Consider the following 13,114-nt stretch of genomic DNA (forward strand, 5'->3'; position numbering starts at 1 on the left):
TTGCGAGCAACGTTGCGAGCGGCAAGATCAAATGACGATTCGACCTCTGGGACGACCGACCGCCAATCGGTTCGAGCACTGCGACGCTGAACGGTGCGGTCACCGAACTCGACGCCGCCGGTAACGAGACGAGCGAAACCCAGACGGTGTAGACGACTGAAGCGTTCCCACGGATGTCACTGGACCCGACTCTGGACGTGACTGTCGACGAGGACATCACGATTCGGTTTGCCGTGACCAACAGGGGCACTGAGGCTGTCGAGTTGACGTTCCGAACTGGACAGCACGCCGACGTTACCGTCCACGATACCGACACTGACGTGGCCGTCTGGCGGTGGAGCGACGACAAGATGTTCACTCAGGCGCTCGAGCGCGTGACCTTGTCTCCCGGTGAGACTCTCGAACACGAATACACCTGGTCCGATCCCCAATCGGGGGACTACGTCGCAGTCGCGACCCTTGAAGCCGACAGAGATGCCGAGACACGAGTCGAGATGACGATATGACACTTTGTCGGCATCTCCCGGGGGTTTTCCGGACGAATCGTCGTTCCCCTGGGTGACTGACAAACTACTCGCGTTTCGGGCCGACGGATAGAAAACAGACCGCACGAGATATCTCTCGGACATCTCGGTGGGTCGCTGACAACGTGTGCGAGAGTCACATCAAAATACTGAACTGCCCATGCTCCCTTTTCAAAGATAGTGACTGATCAGCCCCGCGACTCGGACCGCCCTCCAGCGGACCCGAACGATACGACGGCCGAACAGGACGATTCCGGCGACGAGCCGAAAGAATCGATCACCGAGGGAAGCCTGATCCGGCCGCTCTTTCATCTCGCGTGGCCGATAGTTGTCATCCAACTGTTGCAGGTGACCTACAACGTCGCTGACACGCTCTATCTCGGCCGACTCTCTGCGGATGCTGTCGGTGCGATCAGCCTCGCGTTTCCGCTGATCTTTCTGCTGATCGCCGTCGCGGGCGGCTTTACGACCGCGGGTGCGATCCTTGTCGCCCAGTATATCGGTGCGAAGGGTGACCGGTCGGCAGGGCTAGTCACGGGCCAGACCGTCTCGTTCGTCAGTCTGCTCTCGGTCGTTATCGGTATCGTCGGCTACTTTTACACGCGCCCGGCGCTCGAACTCCTACCGAGTGATCCGGATACCGCGGCAAACGTCATTCCGCTGGCCGCGGATTACATGGAGGTCTTCTTCCTCGGGATGCCGCTGCTGTTCGGGTTTTTCGTCTTTTCGGCGCTCATGCGCGGGTATGGCGACACGCGAACGCCGATGCTGGTGATGGTGGTCTCGGTGGTCGCGAACGTCCTCCTCGATCCGTTCCTGATCTTCGGCTTTCAGAACAACCCGCTCATGCTGTGGACCGGACTGCAGGGGGTCGAAGCGTCGCTGCTCGCTAGCACTGGGTTCACTGGTTGGGGTATCGAGGGCGCAGCGGCCGCGACGATTATCGCCCGCGGGGCGGGGACGGGGCTGGGACTCGGTATCCTCTTCGGTACGTCGGTCGGACCCGCCGTTCGCCTGAGCCATCTCCGCCCGGACCTCGATATTATCGAAGATATCGTTCGGCTGGGTACGCCCAGCATGATCGAGCAGAGCACGAGCGCGCTCGCGATGATCAGTCTGACCGCGATGGTCGTCACGTTCGCGCCGACAGTGGTCGCCGCGTACGGACTCGGGAACCGACTGATCTCGCTGGTCTTCCTTCCCGCGATGGGGCTGGGTCGAGCGATAGACACGATGGTCGGGCAGAACCTCGGTGCGGACCGGGCGGATCGAGCGGCGCGGTCGGCGTGGCTCGCTGCCACGACCGGTGCGGGCGTCATGCTCGTCGTCGCGGTAATCGCGGTCACGTTCACCGAACCGATCGTGAGTATCTTCCTCGGTGACGTCCCCGACGCACCGGAGACCATCGCGCTCGGCGTCGACTACGTTCAGATCCGCTCGGTCGAGTTCGCCTTCATCGGCGTCTCGCAGGTGATGCTCGGCGCGTTCCGTGGGGCCGGGAACACGAAGGTGGCGATGGTCATCTCGATCATCACGCTGTGGGTCGGCCGCGTGGGGACGGTCTATCTGCTCGTGTTCGCCTTCGATATGGGCGAGACGGGTATCTGGATCGGGATGGCGGTCGGGAACGTGCTCGGGGCGATAGTCGCGGTAGGATGGTTCCTGCGTGGGACCTGGAAGGAAAAGTATATCGACGAACCGGCGGTCGAGGCGTCGGACACGACTGCGCCTGCCGATCAGGACGACTAGGTCGGTTCCCCGACGTATTTGTAGCCGCCGCCGTTTTCGGGAGATATGGACGATCGGATCAAACGACACGCCGAGGTACTGGTCGACTGGAGCGCGCGGATCGAGGCGGGCGACGACGTCGTCCTCGCAGTCAGTCCGGGTGCCCACGAACTCGCAGTGGCGACGGCGGAGTTACTCGGTGAACGGGGGGCGAACCTCGTCACGACGCGGTCGTCCGGCGAAATCGCCAGAGCGTATCTCAGCGCCCACGACGACGAGTTCGACGCGGACCCGGCTCACGAACTCGCGCTCTACGAGAACGCGGACGCCTATCTCTCGCTGGGGGGTGGCCACAACACGTCGGCAACGGCGGACGTCCCCGCGGAGCGCCGGCAGGCCCACGCGAAAGCGAGGGAGGGAGTGCGCGAGGCCCGGATGGATACCGACTGGGTCTCGACCGTCCACCCTACCCGATCGCTTGCCCAGCAGGCAGGCATGGCCTACGAGGAGTACCAGGAGTTCGTCTACGACGCCGTTCTGCGGGACTGGGACTCCCTCGCCGACGAGATGGATCGGATGAAGGACCTGCTCGACGAGGGAAGCGAGGTCCGACTTGTCTCCGCGAACACCGACCTGACGATGTCGATAGACGAGCGAACGGCGGTCAATAGCTGTGCCACAGTCGCCTACGACTCGCACAACCTCCCGAGCGGCGAGGTCTTCACCGCCCCCTACGGCACGACCGGCCACGTCGAGTTCGACGTCCCGATGACCATCCACGGCAAGCGGGTCCGGGACGTCTCGCTGACGTTCGAGGACGGCGAGGTTATCGAGTACGACGCCGGCCAGAACGCCGACGTGATCGGTGATGTCCTCGATACCGACGCGGGCGCGCGCCGCCTGGGCGAACTGGGGATCGGCATGAACCGCGGGATCGATCGCTTCACCGACAACATCCTGTTCGACGAGAAGATGGGCGACACCGTCCACCTCGCGCTCGGTCGGGCCTACGACGCCAACATGCCCGACGGCGTGGCTGGAAACGACAGCGCCGTTCACGTCGACCTGATCACGGACGTCAGCGAGGATTCCCGGCTGGAAATCGATGGGGAAACAGTCCAGCGAAACGGCCGGTTCCGGTGGGAAGAGGGCTTCGAGTAGCGAGACCGGACCTACTCAAACACTAAGCGAATCCCGCCCGTGCATACTGTCATGGGGAGAGAGATCCTCGTTCCGGTCGACGGTTCGGACACCGCCTGGAAGGCTCTGGAGCACGCGCTCGAACACCACGAAGGGGATTCGATTACGGTGCTGTACGTGATCCATCCGCTGGAGGGCGATTACGTGACAGAGAATGGGGAACAGATCAAGCAAAGCGAGCAGATTGCCCGAGAGGCCCGCGACCGGTTCGACCGGGTGGACCCCGAAGCGACGGAGTTCGACGTCCAGTTCCGGGAGGGTCGGCCGGCACACGTGATCCTCTCGTACACTCGGGAACACGACATCGACCAGGCCGTGATGGGGAGCAAAGGCCTGTCCGGCGTGAAGCGGTTGCTACTCGGAAGCGTCGCCGAGACCGTCGTCCGCCGCTCGGACGTGCCAGTCAACGTCGTTCGATAGCTAAAACGTGCTTACTGTGCGGTAGAAAACAGCGGCTCAGTCGTCTTCGGTCGACGTCCGGTCGAGATCCTTCTCTCCAGTATGAATCTTGTATCCGTCCTGTGCAACCTTCTCGGCGAGGACGGCACACTTGATTCGCATCGGACTGATGTCGACGCCAAGCATGTCGACGATATCGTCTCGATCCATCTCCATCAAGTCCTCGATAGATTTGCCGGGTAGCTTCGTCGAGAGCATGCTTGCGCTCGCCTGGCTGATCGCACAACCGTCACCCTGGAAGGCGACGCCCTCGATCGTCTCGTCGTCCTCGGCCAGTTTGACGTCGACCCGGATCTCGTCGCCACACATCGGGTTCTCGCCGACGTGCGTGTAGGTCGGCTCCTCGATCTCCCCGTAGTTTCTCGGGTTCTTGTAATGATCGAGGATCTGCTGGCGATACATATCTGATCCCATTCCCATTGTTGAAAATAGATAGGTGCGTCTGCGGCAAAAGGATTCCGACGCCGCCACCGGATCGCTAGCGGTCGATTGCGATAGATCGCCGTTTCAGAGTCGTTCGAGGAGTTTCCCGCTTGCCGAGGTGCCCTTCCGATTGAACGAGAGCACGCGCACGCGGAGCATCTCCGCCGGTTGGACCTCCTTGGGAACGTCCTTGACGAAGATCACGAACCCCTCGACCTTGACGACGGCATCGGTCTCCCCGCTATGGTGTTCGGTCAGCTCTTCGACCCCAGCCTCGATAATCTCGCCTTTCTCGACCGGCGCGTCACGGCTCTGTGCCTTCTGGTGGGCGCGCTTCGAGGCCGAACTGTCGGATGCACGTCGCGAGCGCCACCAGAGCACGACTGCGACTCCGATGACGGCGACGACGAGCACTGTTCCGAACAGTGGCGTCATCTCCGGTGGAACGTTCATCGTCACCCTGTGGTCGCTCATCCCTGAAAAACCCCCCGTTACTGACCAGTCGGTCGTGCCAGAGCAGGGGTCCAGAACAAAGGAACTGCCAGAACGAGGCCGCTTCAGGCGACGAGTTCCCGCGCATCCGAAGCGCGCGCTTCGAGGTCTGACTCGGTCCCCTCGTCAGACCGTCCCGAGGGTACAGTAATCCTTCTAGGCGAAGAGTTCCCGCGCGTCATCTATCGCATCGATCAGGATATCGATCTCTGCGGGCGTGTTGTAGATGTAAAAGGACGCGCGGGCGGAGGCGGCGACGCCGAGTTTGTCGTGCAGTGGCTGGGTGCAGTGGTCGCCGGCGCGGATTGCGACCGCCGAGTCGTTCATGATCGACGCGAGGTCGTGGGCGTGGACCGACCCGAGGTTGAACGCGACGAGACCGCCGCGGTCGGGGCCGGGTTCGGGGCCGTAGATCTCGATGTCGTCGAACTCCGAAAGCCGGTCGTAGGCGTAGTTGGCCAGGAACTCCTCGTGTTTCTGGATGTTCGCCATCCCGATGTCGTCGAGGTAGTCCGCGGCCTCGGCCATCGCGACCCCTTCGGCGATCAGGGGCGTGCCCGCCTCGTACTTCCAGGGCAGATCGTTCCAGGTCGCGTCGTCGAAGGTGACCTTCTTGATCATGTCGCCGCCGTAGAGGAACGGCTCCATCCCTTCGAGGATCTCTTTTTTGCCGTAGAGACCGCCGATCCCTGTCGGCCCAGCCATCTTGTGGCCGGAGAAGGCGTAGAAATCGGCATCCATCGCTTCGACGTCGACCGGTCGGGTCGGGACGGCCTGCGCACCGTCGACGAAGATGTACGAGTCGTTCTCGTGAGCGATGTCGGCCAACTCGGCGACGGGGTTGATCGTTCCCAGCGTGTTCGAGACGTGGACGACGCTGACCATCTGGGTGTCCTCGCCGATCAGTTCGCGGGCGTGGTCCATGTCGAGGCGGCCGGTCTCGTCGACGCGGATGTACCGGACGTCCGCGCCGGTTCGCTTGGCGATCTGTTGCCACGTCACCAGCGCGGCGTGGTGTTCCATCTCCGTGAGGACGACCTCATCGCCGGGTTCGAGTTCGTGTAGTCCCCAGGCGTAGGCGACGAGGTTCATGCTCTCGGTGGTGTTCTTCGTAAAGATCATCTCCTCGCGGCCGCCGCTCGCGCCGATAAACTCGGCGAGGCGGTCGTGGGCCTCCTCGTAGGCGATGGAGGCCTCCTGGCTGAGGTGGTGGATCCCGCGGTGGACGTTGGCGTTGTACCCACGGTAGTAGTCGCCGAAGACGTCGATGACCTGGTTCGGGGTCTGGCTCGTCGCCGCGTTGTCGAGATAGACGACCTGTTGGCCGTCGTTAACTTGCCGCTGCAGGATCGGGAAGTCCTCGCGGATTCGCTCGACATCGAGGGGTGCGGTCTCGTGGCTTCTCATTACTGAAGCGGAAGGACTCCAGGCAAAACACTCCTTCGGTCGCGTACCATCTGCCGCCTGTCGGACGGGTCTGGACGCCGTTTTACTGCCGCGCGAGACGCCGCTACGGTGCCATCTGAGACGCCGTCAGGACGCGCGAAGTTCGGTGAGGATCGACGGTCGCGTAAAGCGCAACATTAGTTCGGTGTAGCGTGCGAACAGCCACGCCAGCCCGTTGGTCACGTGCAGGACGAGGATGCCGACGACTACGCCAATAGCGCTGAACGCGAGGGCGCTCCACGCCGAGTCGGCGTACGTCGAGATTACTTCGCCGGTTTCGAGCGTCGCGCTGTAGGGAAGTGCCAGACTGACCTCCCAGCCGCCACGGTCGAAGACGAACTCCGGCAGGGTGAACTCGATGGAGCTACCCATCACGATGCCGACGTTCGGATTGCCGTAATGTAGCGGCGCGAGCAACAGCGTGACGACGACCGATCCCAGCACGGTGACGACGATGAACGCGAACAGGCCGAGGAAGAACTTGCTGAACAGATAGGCGGTGCTTTTCCACGTGGCGACGTCGAGGAGCAGGGCTTTCAGACGTCCGAGCGCACCCGTGTCGGCAGCGGGGTCGGCCGCCGGGATGTCGACGTCGAGTAACACCTCCGCGAGCGTTCGCTCGACTGCGGCTAACTGGGTGGCGAAATAGATAGTCAGCACCAGCAGGGGGAGCCCGAAGACGAGGATGATCAGTGCGAGGCCAACGGAAAAGCCAGTGACGAGGAAGACGAAGTATGCCAGTCCGAGCGGGAAGGCCAGCAGCAGGTAGAGCAGATTGAAGTAGGTCTGGCGGCGGAGGGGGGCCCCGAGGAACCAGCGAAGCCCGTCCGTTGCAACGCTGTAGGTGTCGGTTCCCGTGCTCATCGCTTTCCCTCTGTCGTTTCGAACGGTACGATCCGTTTCGGTATTATCTTTTGTGTCAGTAGTCATCTCACGGTCTCCGTAACGAGTGTGCGATTGCGAGCAGGCCGGCGAGGTTACAGCCCGTAATCACGAGCAGTATCTGGGCATCGGTCGCGTCCGTCAGGCCGTCGACGCTGTACGACAGCACGAAAGGGACGACAGTCAGGAACCCGACGCCGACCGCGAGGTAGAGCATGGGTTCGCTCTGGTTGCGTCTGTACCCTCGATAGGCGAGTCCGGCCACGACGCCGCCGAGTGCCGCGCTGGTCAGCGTGACGAGGAAGATGGTCGCGCTACTGCCGAGTTCGGCCTCGATGGCCGAGAGGACGGTCTCTGCGATCATCGGGACCACCACCCGCGGGCAGTGTCGCGGTCGGTCGGTGTGTAGCGTGTCCGTCTCATGGGTTTCCGAATATCGAGTACAGTATCGCCAGCAGGCCTGCGATTTCGCCGCTCGTCGCAACGACCTGTATGGTTACTGAGGGGAGATCGGTTAGCGTCGGGAGCAGGAACCGCGTCACGGTCGGTGCGGCACTGAGCAGCGCGACGCCGATAGCCAGCCACAGCAGTGCGGGCGCGCTGGCGCGCTGGTAGCCCCGGTAGGCGCGTAGCACGATCCAGCATGCCAGCAGGAACGCCAGCGTCTGGCCGACGAACACCAGCACGCCGACGAACGGGCTGCCACCGGTCGTCGTCAGCAGTGGCGTGATAGTCATCGGATCAGAGCTCCTCGTACAGTCTGGTGAATCGGTCGGAAGGGTCCTCTTCCGTCCGGTACACGTCGATATCCATCTCACCGTCCTCGATTTCGACCGCGACGCGTTCGAGTCGGGCGGCGTAGGTCTTGTAGTGGTGACCGTCCGGATCGAGTTGCTGTTGGGCCTCCAGCAGGTCGTGCTCGTCGAGTCGATCGATCCGTCGGTAGATCGTCGGGGGCGAGGCATCACAGCGCTCGGCAAGCCGCTCTGCATCCATCGGCTCCTTGCTCGTCTCGATGAGGATAGAGCGTGCATACTCGTCGTCGAGTATCGCGAGCAGCTCGGTTTCCTCATCGTCGGTCATTCATTTGTTCGTTATCACACATCATATAAAAACGTCCACAGTTTCTCGGTCGGAAACTATGACGGCGGTATTAATGTATGCCGGGCCGATGCTGGAAACGACATGCCCGCTATCGAAACCGACTCGCTGAGCAAACGCTTCGGCGACGTCGTTGCGGTCGACGACGTGTCCCTCCAGATCGACGACGGAGAAGTGTTCGGCTTTCTCGGCCCGAACGGTGCCGGAAAATCGACGACGATCAACATGCTGCTCGATTTCGCCCGCCCGACGAGCGGATCGGCTACCGTACTCGGCTACGATATCCGAGACGAGTCACAGGAGATCCGCAAGCGTGTCGGCGTACTGCCCGAGGGGTTCGATCTCTACGAGCGCCTCTCCGGTCGCAAACATATCGAGTTCGTACAGCGCGCGAAAGGTGCGAACGGCGACCCCGAGGAGTATCTCGCCCGCGTCGGCCTCGACGGCGACGCCGCCGACCGCAACGCCGGTGACTACTCGAAGGGGATGAAACAGCGCCTCGCCTTCGGCATGGCACTGGTCGGCGACCCCGATCTGCTGATCATGGACGAACCCTCGAGCGGCCTCGATCCGACCGGCATCCAGGAGATGCAAGAGATAGTCCGCTCGGAGGCCGAGCGCGGAACGACTGTCTTCTTTTCGAGCCACATCCTCGATCACGTCGAGGAGGTCTGTGATCGTATCGGTGTGATGAACGAGGGCGAACTCGTCGCCGTCGGAACCCTCGACGAACTCTACGCACAGATCGGCGGGGACGCTCACCTCCAACTGTCGGTTGACGACGTCTCCGACCGGACGGTCGAGACGCTTTCGGACATCGACGGCGTCTCCGGCGCGACAGCACGCAACGGCAACCTCGATATCACTTGTAGCCGGTCGGCGGCGAAAGCGAAAGCGATCAACCATGTCGAGGCCGCCGGAACGACCGTGCGCGACATTCAGGTCGAGGATCAGGACATCGACGACCTGTTCGCGGAACTCACCGGGAACGGGACAAAAGAGGACGCGGAGAAGACGGCCAAGGAGGTGCCAGCATGAGTATCGCGACCGTCGCCCGAAAGGACTTCGAGGACGCCGTCCGATCCAAGATGCTCTGGTCGCTGGCGGGCCTCCTCGTCGGCCTGATCGTTCTCGTCTACGGCGCGATCTGGTATTTCGAGGGTGACCTACCGTCCGGCGACCTTGCGGCGATACTCGCGTTGCCCCTCCAAATCATTATCCCGCTTGCGGCGCTGATCGTGGGTTACATGTCAATCGTCGGGGAGCGACGCTCCGGCAGCATCAAGATCCTGCTCAGCCTCCCGCCGACGCGTGAGGACGTCGTCGCCGGAAAGCTTCTGGGTCGTTCGGGCGTCGTCGGGGTCGCGATACTCGCGGCGTTCGTCGTCGCGATCCTCCTGACCGGTCTGCTGTTCGGCGAGGTGCCGGTCGGCGGTCTGGCCGGGCTAGCGGCCGCCCACCTGTTGCTCGGCTTCGCGTTCGTCGGCATCGCGGTCGGCTTCTCCGCGGCGGTCGCCTCCCGCGGTCGCGCGATGGCGGGCGTCGTCAGCACCTATCTGGTCTTTCTGGGCTTCTGGGACGTGCTCGTCGGCGGCATCTACCGGATCGTAACCGGTTCGTTCCCGGCTAGCCCCATCAGCCCCGAGTCGCCTATCGAGCCGTGGGCGCTAGCGCTCAAGCGACTCAATCCGATGGAAGCGTACAGTGTGGTCGCCTCGGGGCTAATCGACCAGCAGGTTCCCACGCTGACGCTCCAGTTCCCTATCGGTGTCAACGTCTTCGGCGATGCACCGCTCGAAGACTTTGTCGTCGGGGAGGTTCCGTTCTACCTCTCGGAGTGGTTCTCGGCCGTCGTGTTGCTCGCCTGGATCATCGTCCCAGTCTTCCTCGGCTATCTGCGGTTCCGCACTGCCGATCTCGGCTGACCCGACCCGTTAAGTCGCTCCACCCCTGCGCTCCTGTATGGTGACCAAACGGGCGCTCGGCGCCAGTCTCCTACTGCTCGGACTCGCGTTTGTCGGCCTCTTCCACACCGTTGCGGCCTTTGCCTTCGACAGCGGGCTAGAGTGGATCGGACTCACGCTCGCGGGACTGTCGCTACTCGGTCTCGTGCTGGTGAATACGGGTGCTGACGAGTCCGCAGAAGAAACGTGAGGTTACGCCAACCGTAGCATCTGCGCGTGTACCGTCGAACCGACTTCGAGAACGTTCGACTCCTCGACGAAGCCGTGTTCGATAGCCAGCGCCACCGAGTCCGCCCCGACGATGTTTGCAATCGTCGCCCGGGAGAGTGCCTCGACGACGTCCGCCTCGTCGAGTTCCTCGCCGCCGTAGAACTCTTCGGTCACGGTCAGGGAGATGTCGTCGCTCTCGTAGCTCTCTCCGAGCGTGTCGGGATCACAGACCGAAACGAGCAGTCCCTTCTCGGTCGTCCGCTCGTTGACGATCACTCTCCGATCTCCTCGTCGACCATCTCCCGCTCGGCCTCCCGGCGCATGTCTTCGGCCTCCTCGGCGATCTCTTCGGCCTCCTCGTGCTTGCCCAGTTCTTCGAGCGCGCGGGCCTTCTCTTCGAGGGTGACCTGATTACGCATACCCAGCCTGATGGCGTTGTCGAAGGCGTTCAGGGCGTCCTCGGCCAGACCGCGTTCCAGCATCAGGAATCCGCGGTTGTACCAGGCTTCGGCGAAGCGCTGGTCGATCTCGACGGCGCGTTCGGCGTGTTCGAGTGCCTGCTCGCTTCGGCCGGACTCCCAGAGCGCGAACGCGAGGTTCGTCTCCGCCGTCGCGGCGTGCTCGCTGGAGCCATCCATCGAGATGGCCTCCTTGTACGCGCCGATCGCCGCGTCCCATTCTTCGAGTTCCGCGTGGGCGACGCCCTTGTTCACCCAGGCCTCCTGCTCGACCAGTTCGTCCTCGGCAAACCGGGCGGTCCGCTCGAACGTCTCGGTCGCCTGCTCGTACCGGTTGATCGCCATGTAGTTCAGGCCGACGTCGAGCAGGGCGTTCCCGTCGATCTCGTCGTTCGAGGTTGTCTCGTCGTCGAGCAGGTCCGGGATCACGCGGGAGTCGACCGGGTCGACTCTGTCCGGGTCGACTTCGAGTTCGGGCGGGTCGAGATCGAACTCGTCGTAGTCGCCGGAGAAGCCCTCTCCCTCGGAGAACTCGTGGTCGTCCTTGGGATTGTCTGCTGAATCTGTCATACGGATAAATTCGTCTGGGACGATGTTAAGACCTGCGTTAGCGCCTTCCTAGCTCTCGGAGGCCCGCGCGGTGGCCCGCGCGCTGTCGACGGTTTTCCCCTCCCGGAGCACGGCGTCGACGAACAGTTCGCCCGCTTTGTACGACGAGCGCACCATCGGTCCCGAGGCGCAGTACAGGAACTCCAGTTCCTCCTCGGCGACGCGTTGCCAGGTATCGAACTTGTCCGGGTGGACGTACTCGCCGACGGGCAGGTGGTCCGCGGAGGGGCGGAGATACTGGCCGAAGGTGACGACGTCGACGTCTGCCTCGCGCAGGTCCGCGAGCGTCTGGTAGACCTCGTGGTCGTGCTCGCCGTGGCCCAGCATGATCGACGTCTTGGTGTAGACGTCGGACTCCCGCTCGACCTGTTCGAGGACGCGCAGGCTCTGCTCGTAGCCCGCGCGGGGGTCCCGGACCTTGCCCTGTAAGCGCTGGACGGTCTCGATGTTGTGGGCGATCACGTCCGGTTCGGCGTCGATGATCTTCCGGATTAGCTCGGGTTCGCCCTGGAAGTCGGGGATCAGCACCTCGACGAGGGTCTCGGGGTCGCGACGCTTGATCTCGCGGATCGTTTCGGCGAAGTGACTCGCACCCTGATCGGGCAGGTCGTCGCGGTCGACCGAAGTCAGGACGACGTAGTCGAGGCCGATTTCGGCAACTGCCCCGGCGACCTCGGACGGTTCGTCGGGATCGAGCGGTTCGCCGCCACCGGTTTCGACGTCGCAGAAGCCACACGAGCGGGTACACTTGTGGCCCATTAGCATGAACGTCGCCGTTCCGGGGCCGTCGTTTCCGCTCCAGCACTCGCCCATGTTCGGGCAGTTGGCCTCTTCACACACCGTATGCAGGTCTCGGTCCCGCAACGTCTGTTTGATCCCGGTAAACTCCTCGCCGGTGGGGAGCGGGCTGAGGAGCCAATCGGGCTTCCGCGAGCGACTCATACCCTCGGCTAACGACGCGAAGGTCTATAACGTTGCCCGTCGCGGCGACGTTATCGCTTTTGAGTCACGCGCGCTTACTCTCTCATATGAGCAGACGACTGTTCGTGAGCGTCGACCTGCCCGACGAACTCGCCGACGAGGTTGCGGCCGTCCAGGACGAGTTTCGCGACGCGGGCGGGCTCAGTTTCACCGATCCCGAGCAGGCCCACGTTACCGTGAAGTTCCTCGGCGACGTGGCGTCCGGGCGCGTAGAGACGGTTGAGACTGCGCTCGCCGCCGCCGTCGAGGACGCCGGCGTCGACCCGTTCACCGCCCGCGTCGAAGGGCTCGGCGTCTTCCCTTCGATGGAGTACATCAGCGTCCTCTGGGCGGGCTTTTCGGCGGGGCCCGAGGAACTCACCGCGCTCCACGAGGCCATCGAGGCGCGGATGGTCGACCTCGGCTTCGACGCCGAAGACCACGAGTTCACCCCCCACGTCACGCTGGCGCGGATGGACCACGCCGGCGGCAAGGAACTGGTCCAGGCTGGCGTCCGCGAGCTCGATCCGGTCATCGGCGAGTGGACCGTCGAGGACGTCCGACTGACCGAGAGCGAACTGACCTCCGAGGGTCCCGAGTACTCGACTGTCTCGCGAGTCAGCCTGTGAGCGACGACACAGCGGTCGCACTCGCTTGG

General features: G+C 63.2%; 18 protein-coding genes. 8 read left to right on the forward strand and 10 right to left on the reverse strand.

Annotated features, from left to right (window positions below; translation table 11 throughout):
* Positions 1-173: 173 nt before the first annotated feature.
* From ACFQL3_RS17600 to ACFQL3_RS17615, 4 genes are all read left to right on the forward strand, one after another.
* Entirely contained in the window at positions 174-506 is a 333-nt protein-coding gene (locus ACFQL3_RS17600) for a BsuPI-related putative proteinase inhibitor (RefSeq protein ID WP_377056698.1), read from the forward strand.
* Between the two features lie 198 nt (positions 507-704).
* Positions 705-2,273, forward strand: coding sequence for an MATE family efflux transporter (locus ACFQL3_RS17605; RefSeq protein ID WP_377056700.1), 1,569 nt, complete (start codon positions 705-707; stop codon positions 2,271-2,273).
* A 45-nt stretch (positions 2,274-2,318) separates the two neighbouring features.
* Positions 2,319-3,413, forward strand: a complete 1,095-nt coding sequence (locus ACFQL3_RS17610) for an aminopeptidase (RefSeq protein ID WP_377056702.1) — start codon at positions 2,319-2,321, stop codon at positions 3,411-3,413.
* Positions 3,414-3,464: 51 nt separating this feature from the next.
* Positions 3,465-3,872, forward strand: a complete 408-nt coding sequence (locus tag ACFQL3_RS17615) for a universal stress protein (protein WP_377056704.1) — start codon at positions 3,465-3,467, stop codon at positions 3,870-3,872.
* Positions 3,873-3,908: 36 nt separating this feature from the next.
* On the opposite strand, the gene sufU is transcribed toward ACFQL3_RS17615, so the two are convergent.
* The 7 genes from sufU to ACFQL3_RS17650 all read right to left on the reverse strand — a co-directional run bounded on the left by sufU (position 3,909) and on the right by ACFQL3_RS17650 (position 8,237).
* Entirely contained in the window at positions 3,909-4,331 is a 423-nt protein-coding gene (gene sufU, locus ACFQL3_RS17620) for a Fe-S cluster assembly sulfur transfer protein SufU (protein ID WP_377056706.1), read from the reverse strand.
* Positions 4,332-4,418: 87 nt separating this feature from the next.
* Positions 4,419-4,787 (reverse strand): TRAM domain-containing protein, encoded by a 369-nt coding sequence (locus ACFQL3_RS17625; RefSeq protein WP_377056708.1) that lies wholly within the window; start codon positions 4,785-4,787, stop codon positions 4,419-4,421.
* Positions 4,788-4,982: 195 nt separating this feature from the next.
* Complete coding sequence (locus ACFQL3_RS17630; protein WP_377056710.1) at positions 4,983-6,233, reverse strand: aminotransferase class V-fold PLP-dependent enzyme; 1,251 nt, start codon at positions 6,231-6,233, stop codon at positions 4,983-4,985.
* A gap of 126 nt (positions 6,234-6,359) precedes the next feature.
* A complete protein-coding gene (locus ACFQL3_RS17635; RefSeq protein ID WP_377056712.1) occupies positions 6,360-7,136 on the reverse strand; it encodes a sensor domain-containing protein in 777 nt (258 codons plus the stop codon).
* Between the two features lie 67 nt (positions 7,137-7,203).
* Positions 7,204-7,518, reverse strand: a complete 315-nt coding sequence (locus ACFQL3_RS17640) for a DUF7521 family protein (RefSeq protein ID WP_377056714.1) — start codon at positions 7,516-7,518, stop codon at positions 7,204-7,206.
* 55 nt (positions 7,519-7,573) lie between these two features.
* The gene (locus ACFQL3_RS17645) at positions 7,574-7,891 is read right to left on the reverse strand and encodes a DUF7521 family protein (protein ID WP_377056716.1); all 318 of its coding nucleotides are present in this window, start codon (positions 7,889-7,891) and stop codon (positions 7,574-7,576) included.
* Positions 7,892-7,895: 4 nt separating this feature from the next.
* The gene (locus tag ACFQL3_RS17650; protein ID WP_377056718.1) at positions 7,896-8,237 is read right to left on the reverse strand and encodes a helix-turn-helix domain-containing protein; all 342 of its coding nucleotides are present in this window, start codon (positions 8,235-8,237) and stop codon (positions 7,896-7,898) included.
* Positions 8,238-8,339: 102 nt separating this feature from the next.
* Here ACFQL3_RS17650 and ACFQL3_RS17655 point away from each other — a divergent pair, with 102 nt between their 5' ends.
* The 3 genes from ACFQL3_RS17655 to ACFQL3_RS17665 are packed head-to-tail and all read left to right on the forward strand — an operon-like array spanning position 8,340 to position 10,409.
* A complete protein-coding gene (locus ACFQL3_RS17655; RefSeq protein ID WP_377056720.1) occupies positions 8,340-9,293 on the forward strand; it encodes an ABC transporter ATP-binding protein in 954 nt (317 codons plus the stop codon).
* On the forward strand, positions 9,290-10,180 hold the full coding sequence (locus ACFQL3_RS17660; protein WP_377056722.1) for an ABC transporter permease subunit: 891 nt from the start codon (positions 9,290-9,292) through the stop codon (positions 10,178-10,180). Before ACFQL3_RS17655 ends, ACFQL3_RS17660 begins: the two co-directional genes overlap by 4 nt.
* A 37-nt stretch (positions 10,181-10,217) precedes the next feature.
* Complete coding sequence (locus ACFQL3_RS17665) at positions 10,218-10,409, forward strand: hypothetical protein (RefSeq protein ID WP_377056724.1); 192 nt, start codon at positions 10,218-10,220, stop codon at positions 10,407-10,409.
* 2 nt (positions 10,410-10,411) lie between these two features.
* Here ACFQL3_RS17665 and ACFQL3_RS17670 read toward each other — a convergent pair whose 3' ends face one another.
* From ACFQL3_RS17670 to lipA, 3 genes are read right to left on the reverse strand one after another with little or no spacing between them, the layout of a single operon-like run.
* Positions 10,412-10,705 (reverse strand): DUF424 domain-containing protein, encoded by a 294-nt coding sequence (locus tag ACFQL3_RS17670; RefSeq protein WP_377056726.1) that lies wholly within the window; start codon positions 10,703-10,705, stop codon positions 10,412-10,414.
* The gene (locus ACFQL3_RS17675) at positions 10,702-11,457 is read right to left on the reverse strand and encodes a tetratricopeptide repeat protein (RefSeq protein WP_377056728.1); all 756 of its coding nucleotides are present in this window, start codon (positions 11,455-11,457) and stop codon (positions 10,702-10,704) included. The genes ACFQL3_RS17670 and ACFQL3_RS17675 overlap by 4 nt, the downstream gene beginning before the upstream one ends.
* 48 nt (positions 11,458-11,505) lie before the next feature.
* Positions 11,506-12,438, reverse strand: a complete 933-nt coding sequence (lipA, locus tag ACFQL3_RS17680) for a lipoyl synthase (RefSeq protein WP_377056730.1) — start codon at positions 12,436-12,438, stop codon at positions 11,506-11,508.
* An 86-nt stretch (positions 12,439-12,524) separates the two neighbouring features.
* Between lipA and thpR the strand changes: the two genes are divergently transcribed.
* Positions 12,525-13,085, forward strand: coding sequence for an RNA 2',3'-cyclic phosphodiesterase (gene thpR, locus ACFQL3_RS17685; RefSeq protein ID WP_377056732.1), 561 nt, complete (start codon positions 12,525-12,527; stop codon positions 13,083-13,085).
* The last annotated feature ends 29 nt before the right edge of the window (positions 13,086-13,114 follow it).

The organism is Natronoarchaeum sp. GCM10025321 (assembly GCF_042663585.1).
GTDB lineage: Archaea > Halobacteriota > Halobacteria > Halobacteriales > Natronoarchaeaceae > Natranaeroarchaeum.

Coding starts and splice junctions, on each gene's coding strand:
- ACFQL3_RS17640 (WP_377056714.1), bottom strand. CDS start 7,518: ATGATCGCAGAGACCGTCCTCTCGGCCATCGAGGCCGAACTCGGCAGT.
- ACFQL3_RS17625 (WP_377056708.1), bottom strand. CDS start 4,787: ATGAACGTTCCACCGGAGATGACGCCACTGTTCGGAACAGTGCTCGTC.
- ACFQL3_RS17645 (WP_377056716.1), bottom strand. CDS start 7,891: ATGACTATCACGCCACTGCTGACGACGACCGGTGGCAGCCCGTTCGTC.
- lipA (WP_377056730.1), bottom strand. CDS start 12,438: ATGAGTCGCTCGCGGAAGCCCGATTGGCTCCTCAGCCCGCTCCCCACC.
- ACFQL3_RS17655 (WP_377056720.1), top strand. CDS start 8,340: ATGCCCGCTATCGAAACCGACTCGCTGAGCAAACGCTTCGGCGACGTC.
- ACFQL3_RS17675 (WP_377056728.1), bottom strand. CDS start 11,457: ATGACAGATTCAGCAGACAATCCCAAGGACGACCACGAGTTCTCCGAG.
- thpR (WP_377056732.1), top strand. CDS start 12,525: ATGAGCAGACGACTGTTCGTGAGCGTCGACCTGCCCGACGAACTCGCC.
- ACFQL3_RS17665 (WP_377056724.1), top strand. CDS start 10,218: ATGGTGACCAAACGGGCGCTCGGCGCCAGTCTCCTACTGCTCGGACTC.
- ACFQL3_RS17650 (WP_377056718.1), bottom strand. CDS start 8,237: ATGACCGACGATGAGGAAACCGAGCTGCTCGCGATACTCGACGACGAG.
- ACFQL3_RS17660 (WP_377056722.1), top strand. CDS start 9,290: ATGAGTATCGCGACCGTCGCCCGAAAGGACTTCGAGGACGCCGTCCGA.
- sufU (WP_377056706.1), bottom strand. CDS start 4,331: ATGGGAATGGGATCAGATATGTATCGCCAGCAGATCCTCGATCATTAC.
- ACFQL3_RS17630 (WP_377056710.1), bottom strand. CDS start 6,233: ATGAGAAGCCACGAGACCGCACCCCTCGATGTCGAGCGAATCCGCGAG.
- ACFQL3_RS17615 (WP_377056704.1), top strand. CDS start 3,465: ATGGGGAGAGAGATCCTCGTTCCGGTCGACGGTTCGGACACCGCCTGG.
- ACFQL3_RS17600 (WP_377056698.1), top strand. CDS start 174: ATGTCACTGGACCCGACTCTGGACGTGACTGTCGACGAGGACATCACG.
- ACFQL3_RS17610 (WP_377056702.1), top strand. CDS start 2,319: ATGGACGATCGGATCAAACGACACGCCGAGGTACTGGTCGACTGGAGC.
- ACFQL3_RS17635 (WP_377056712.1), bottom strand. CDS start 7,136: ATGAGCACGGGAACCGACACCTACAGCGTTGCAACGGACGGGCTTCGC.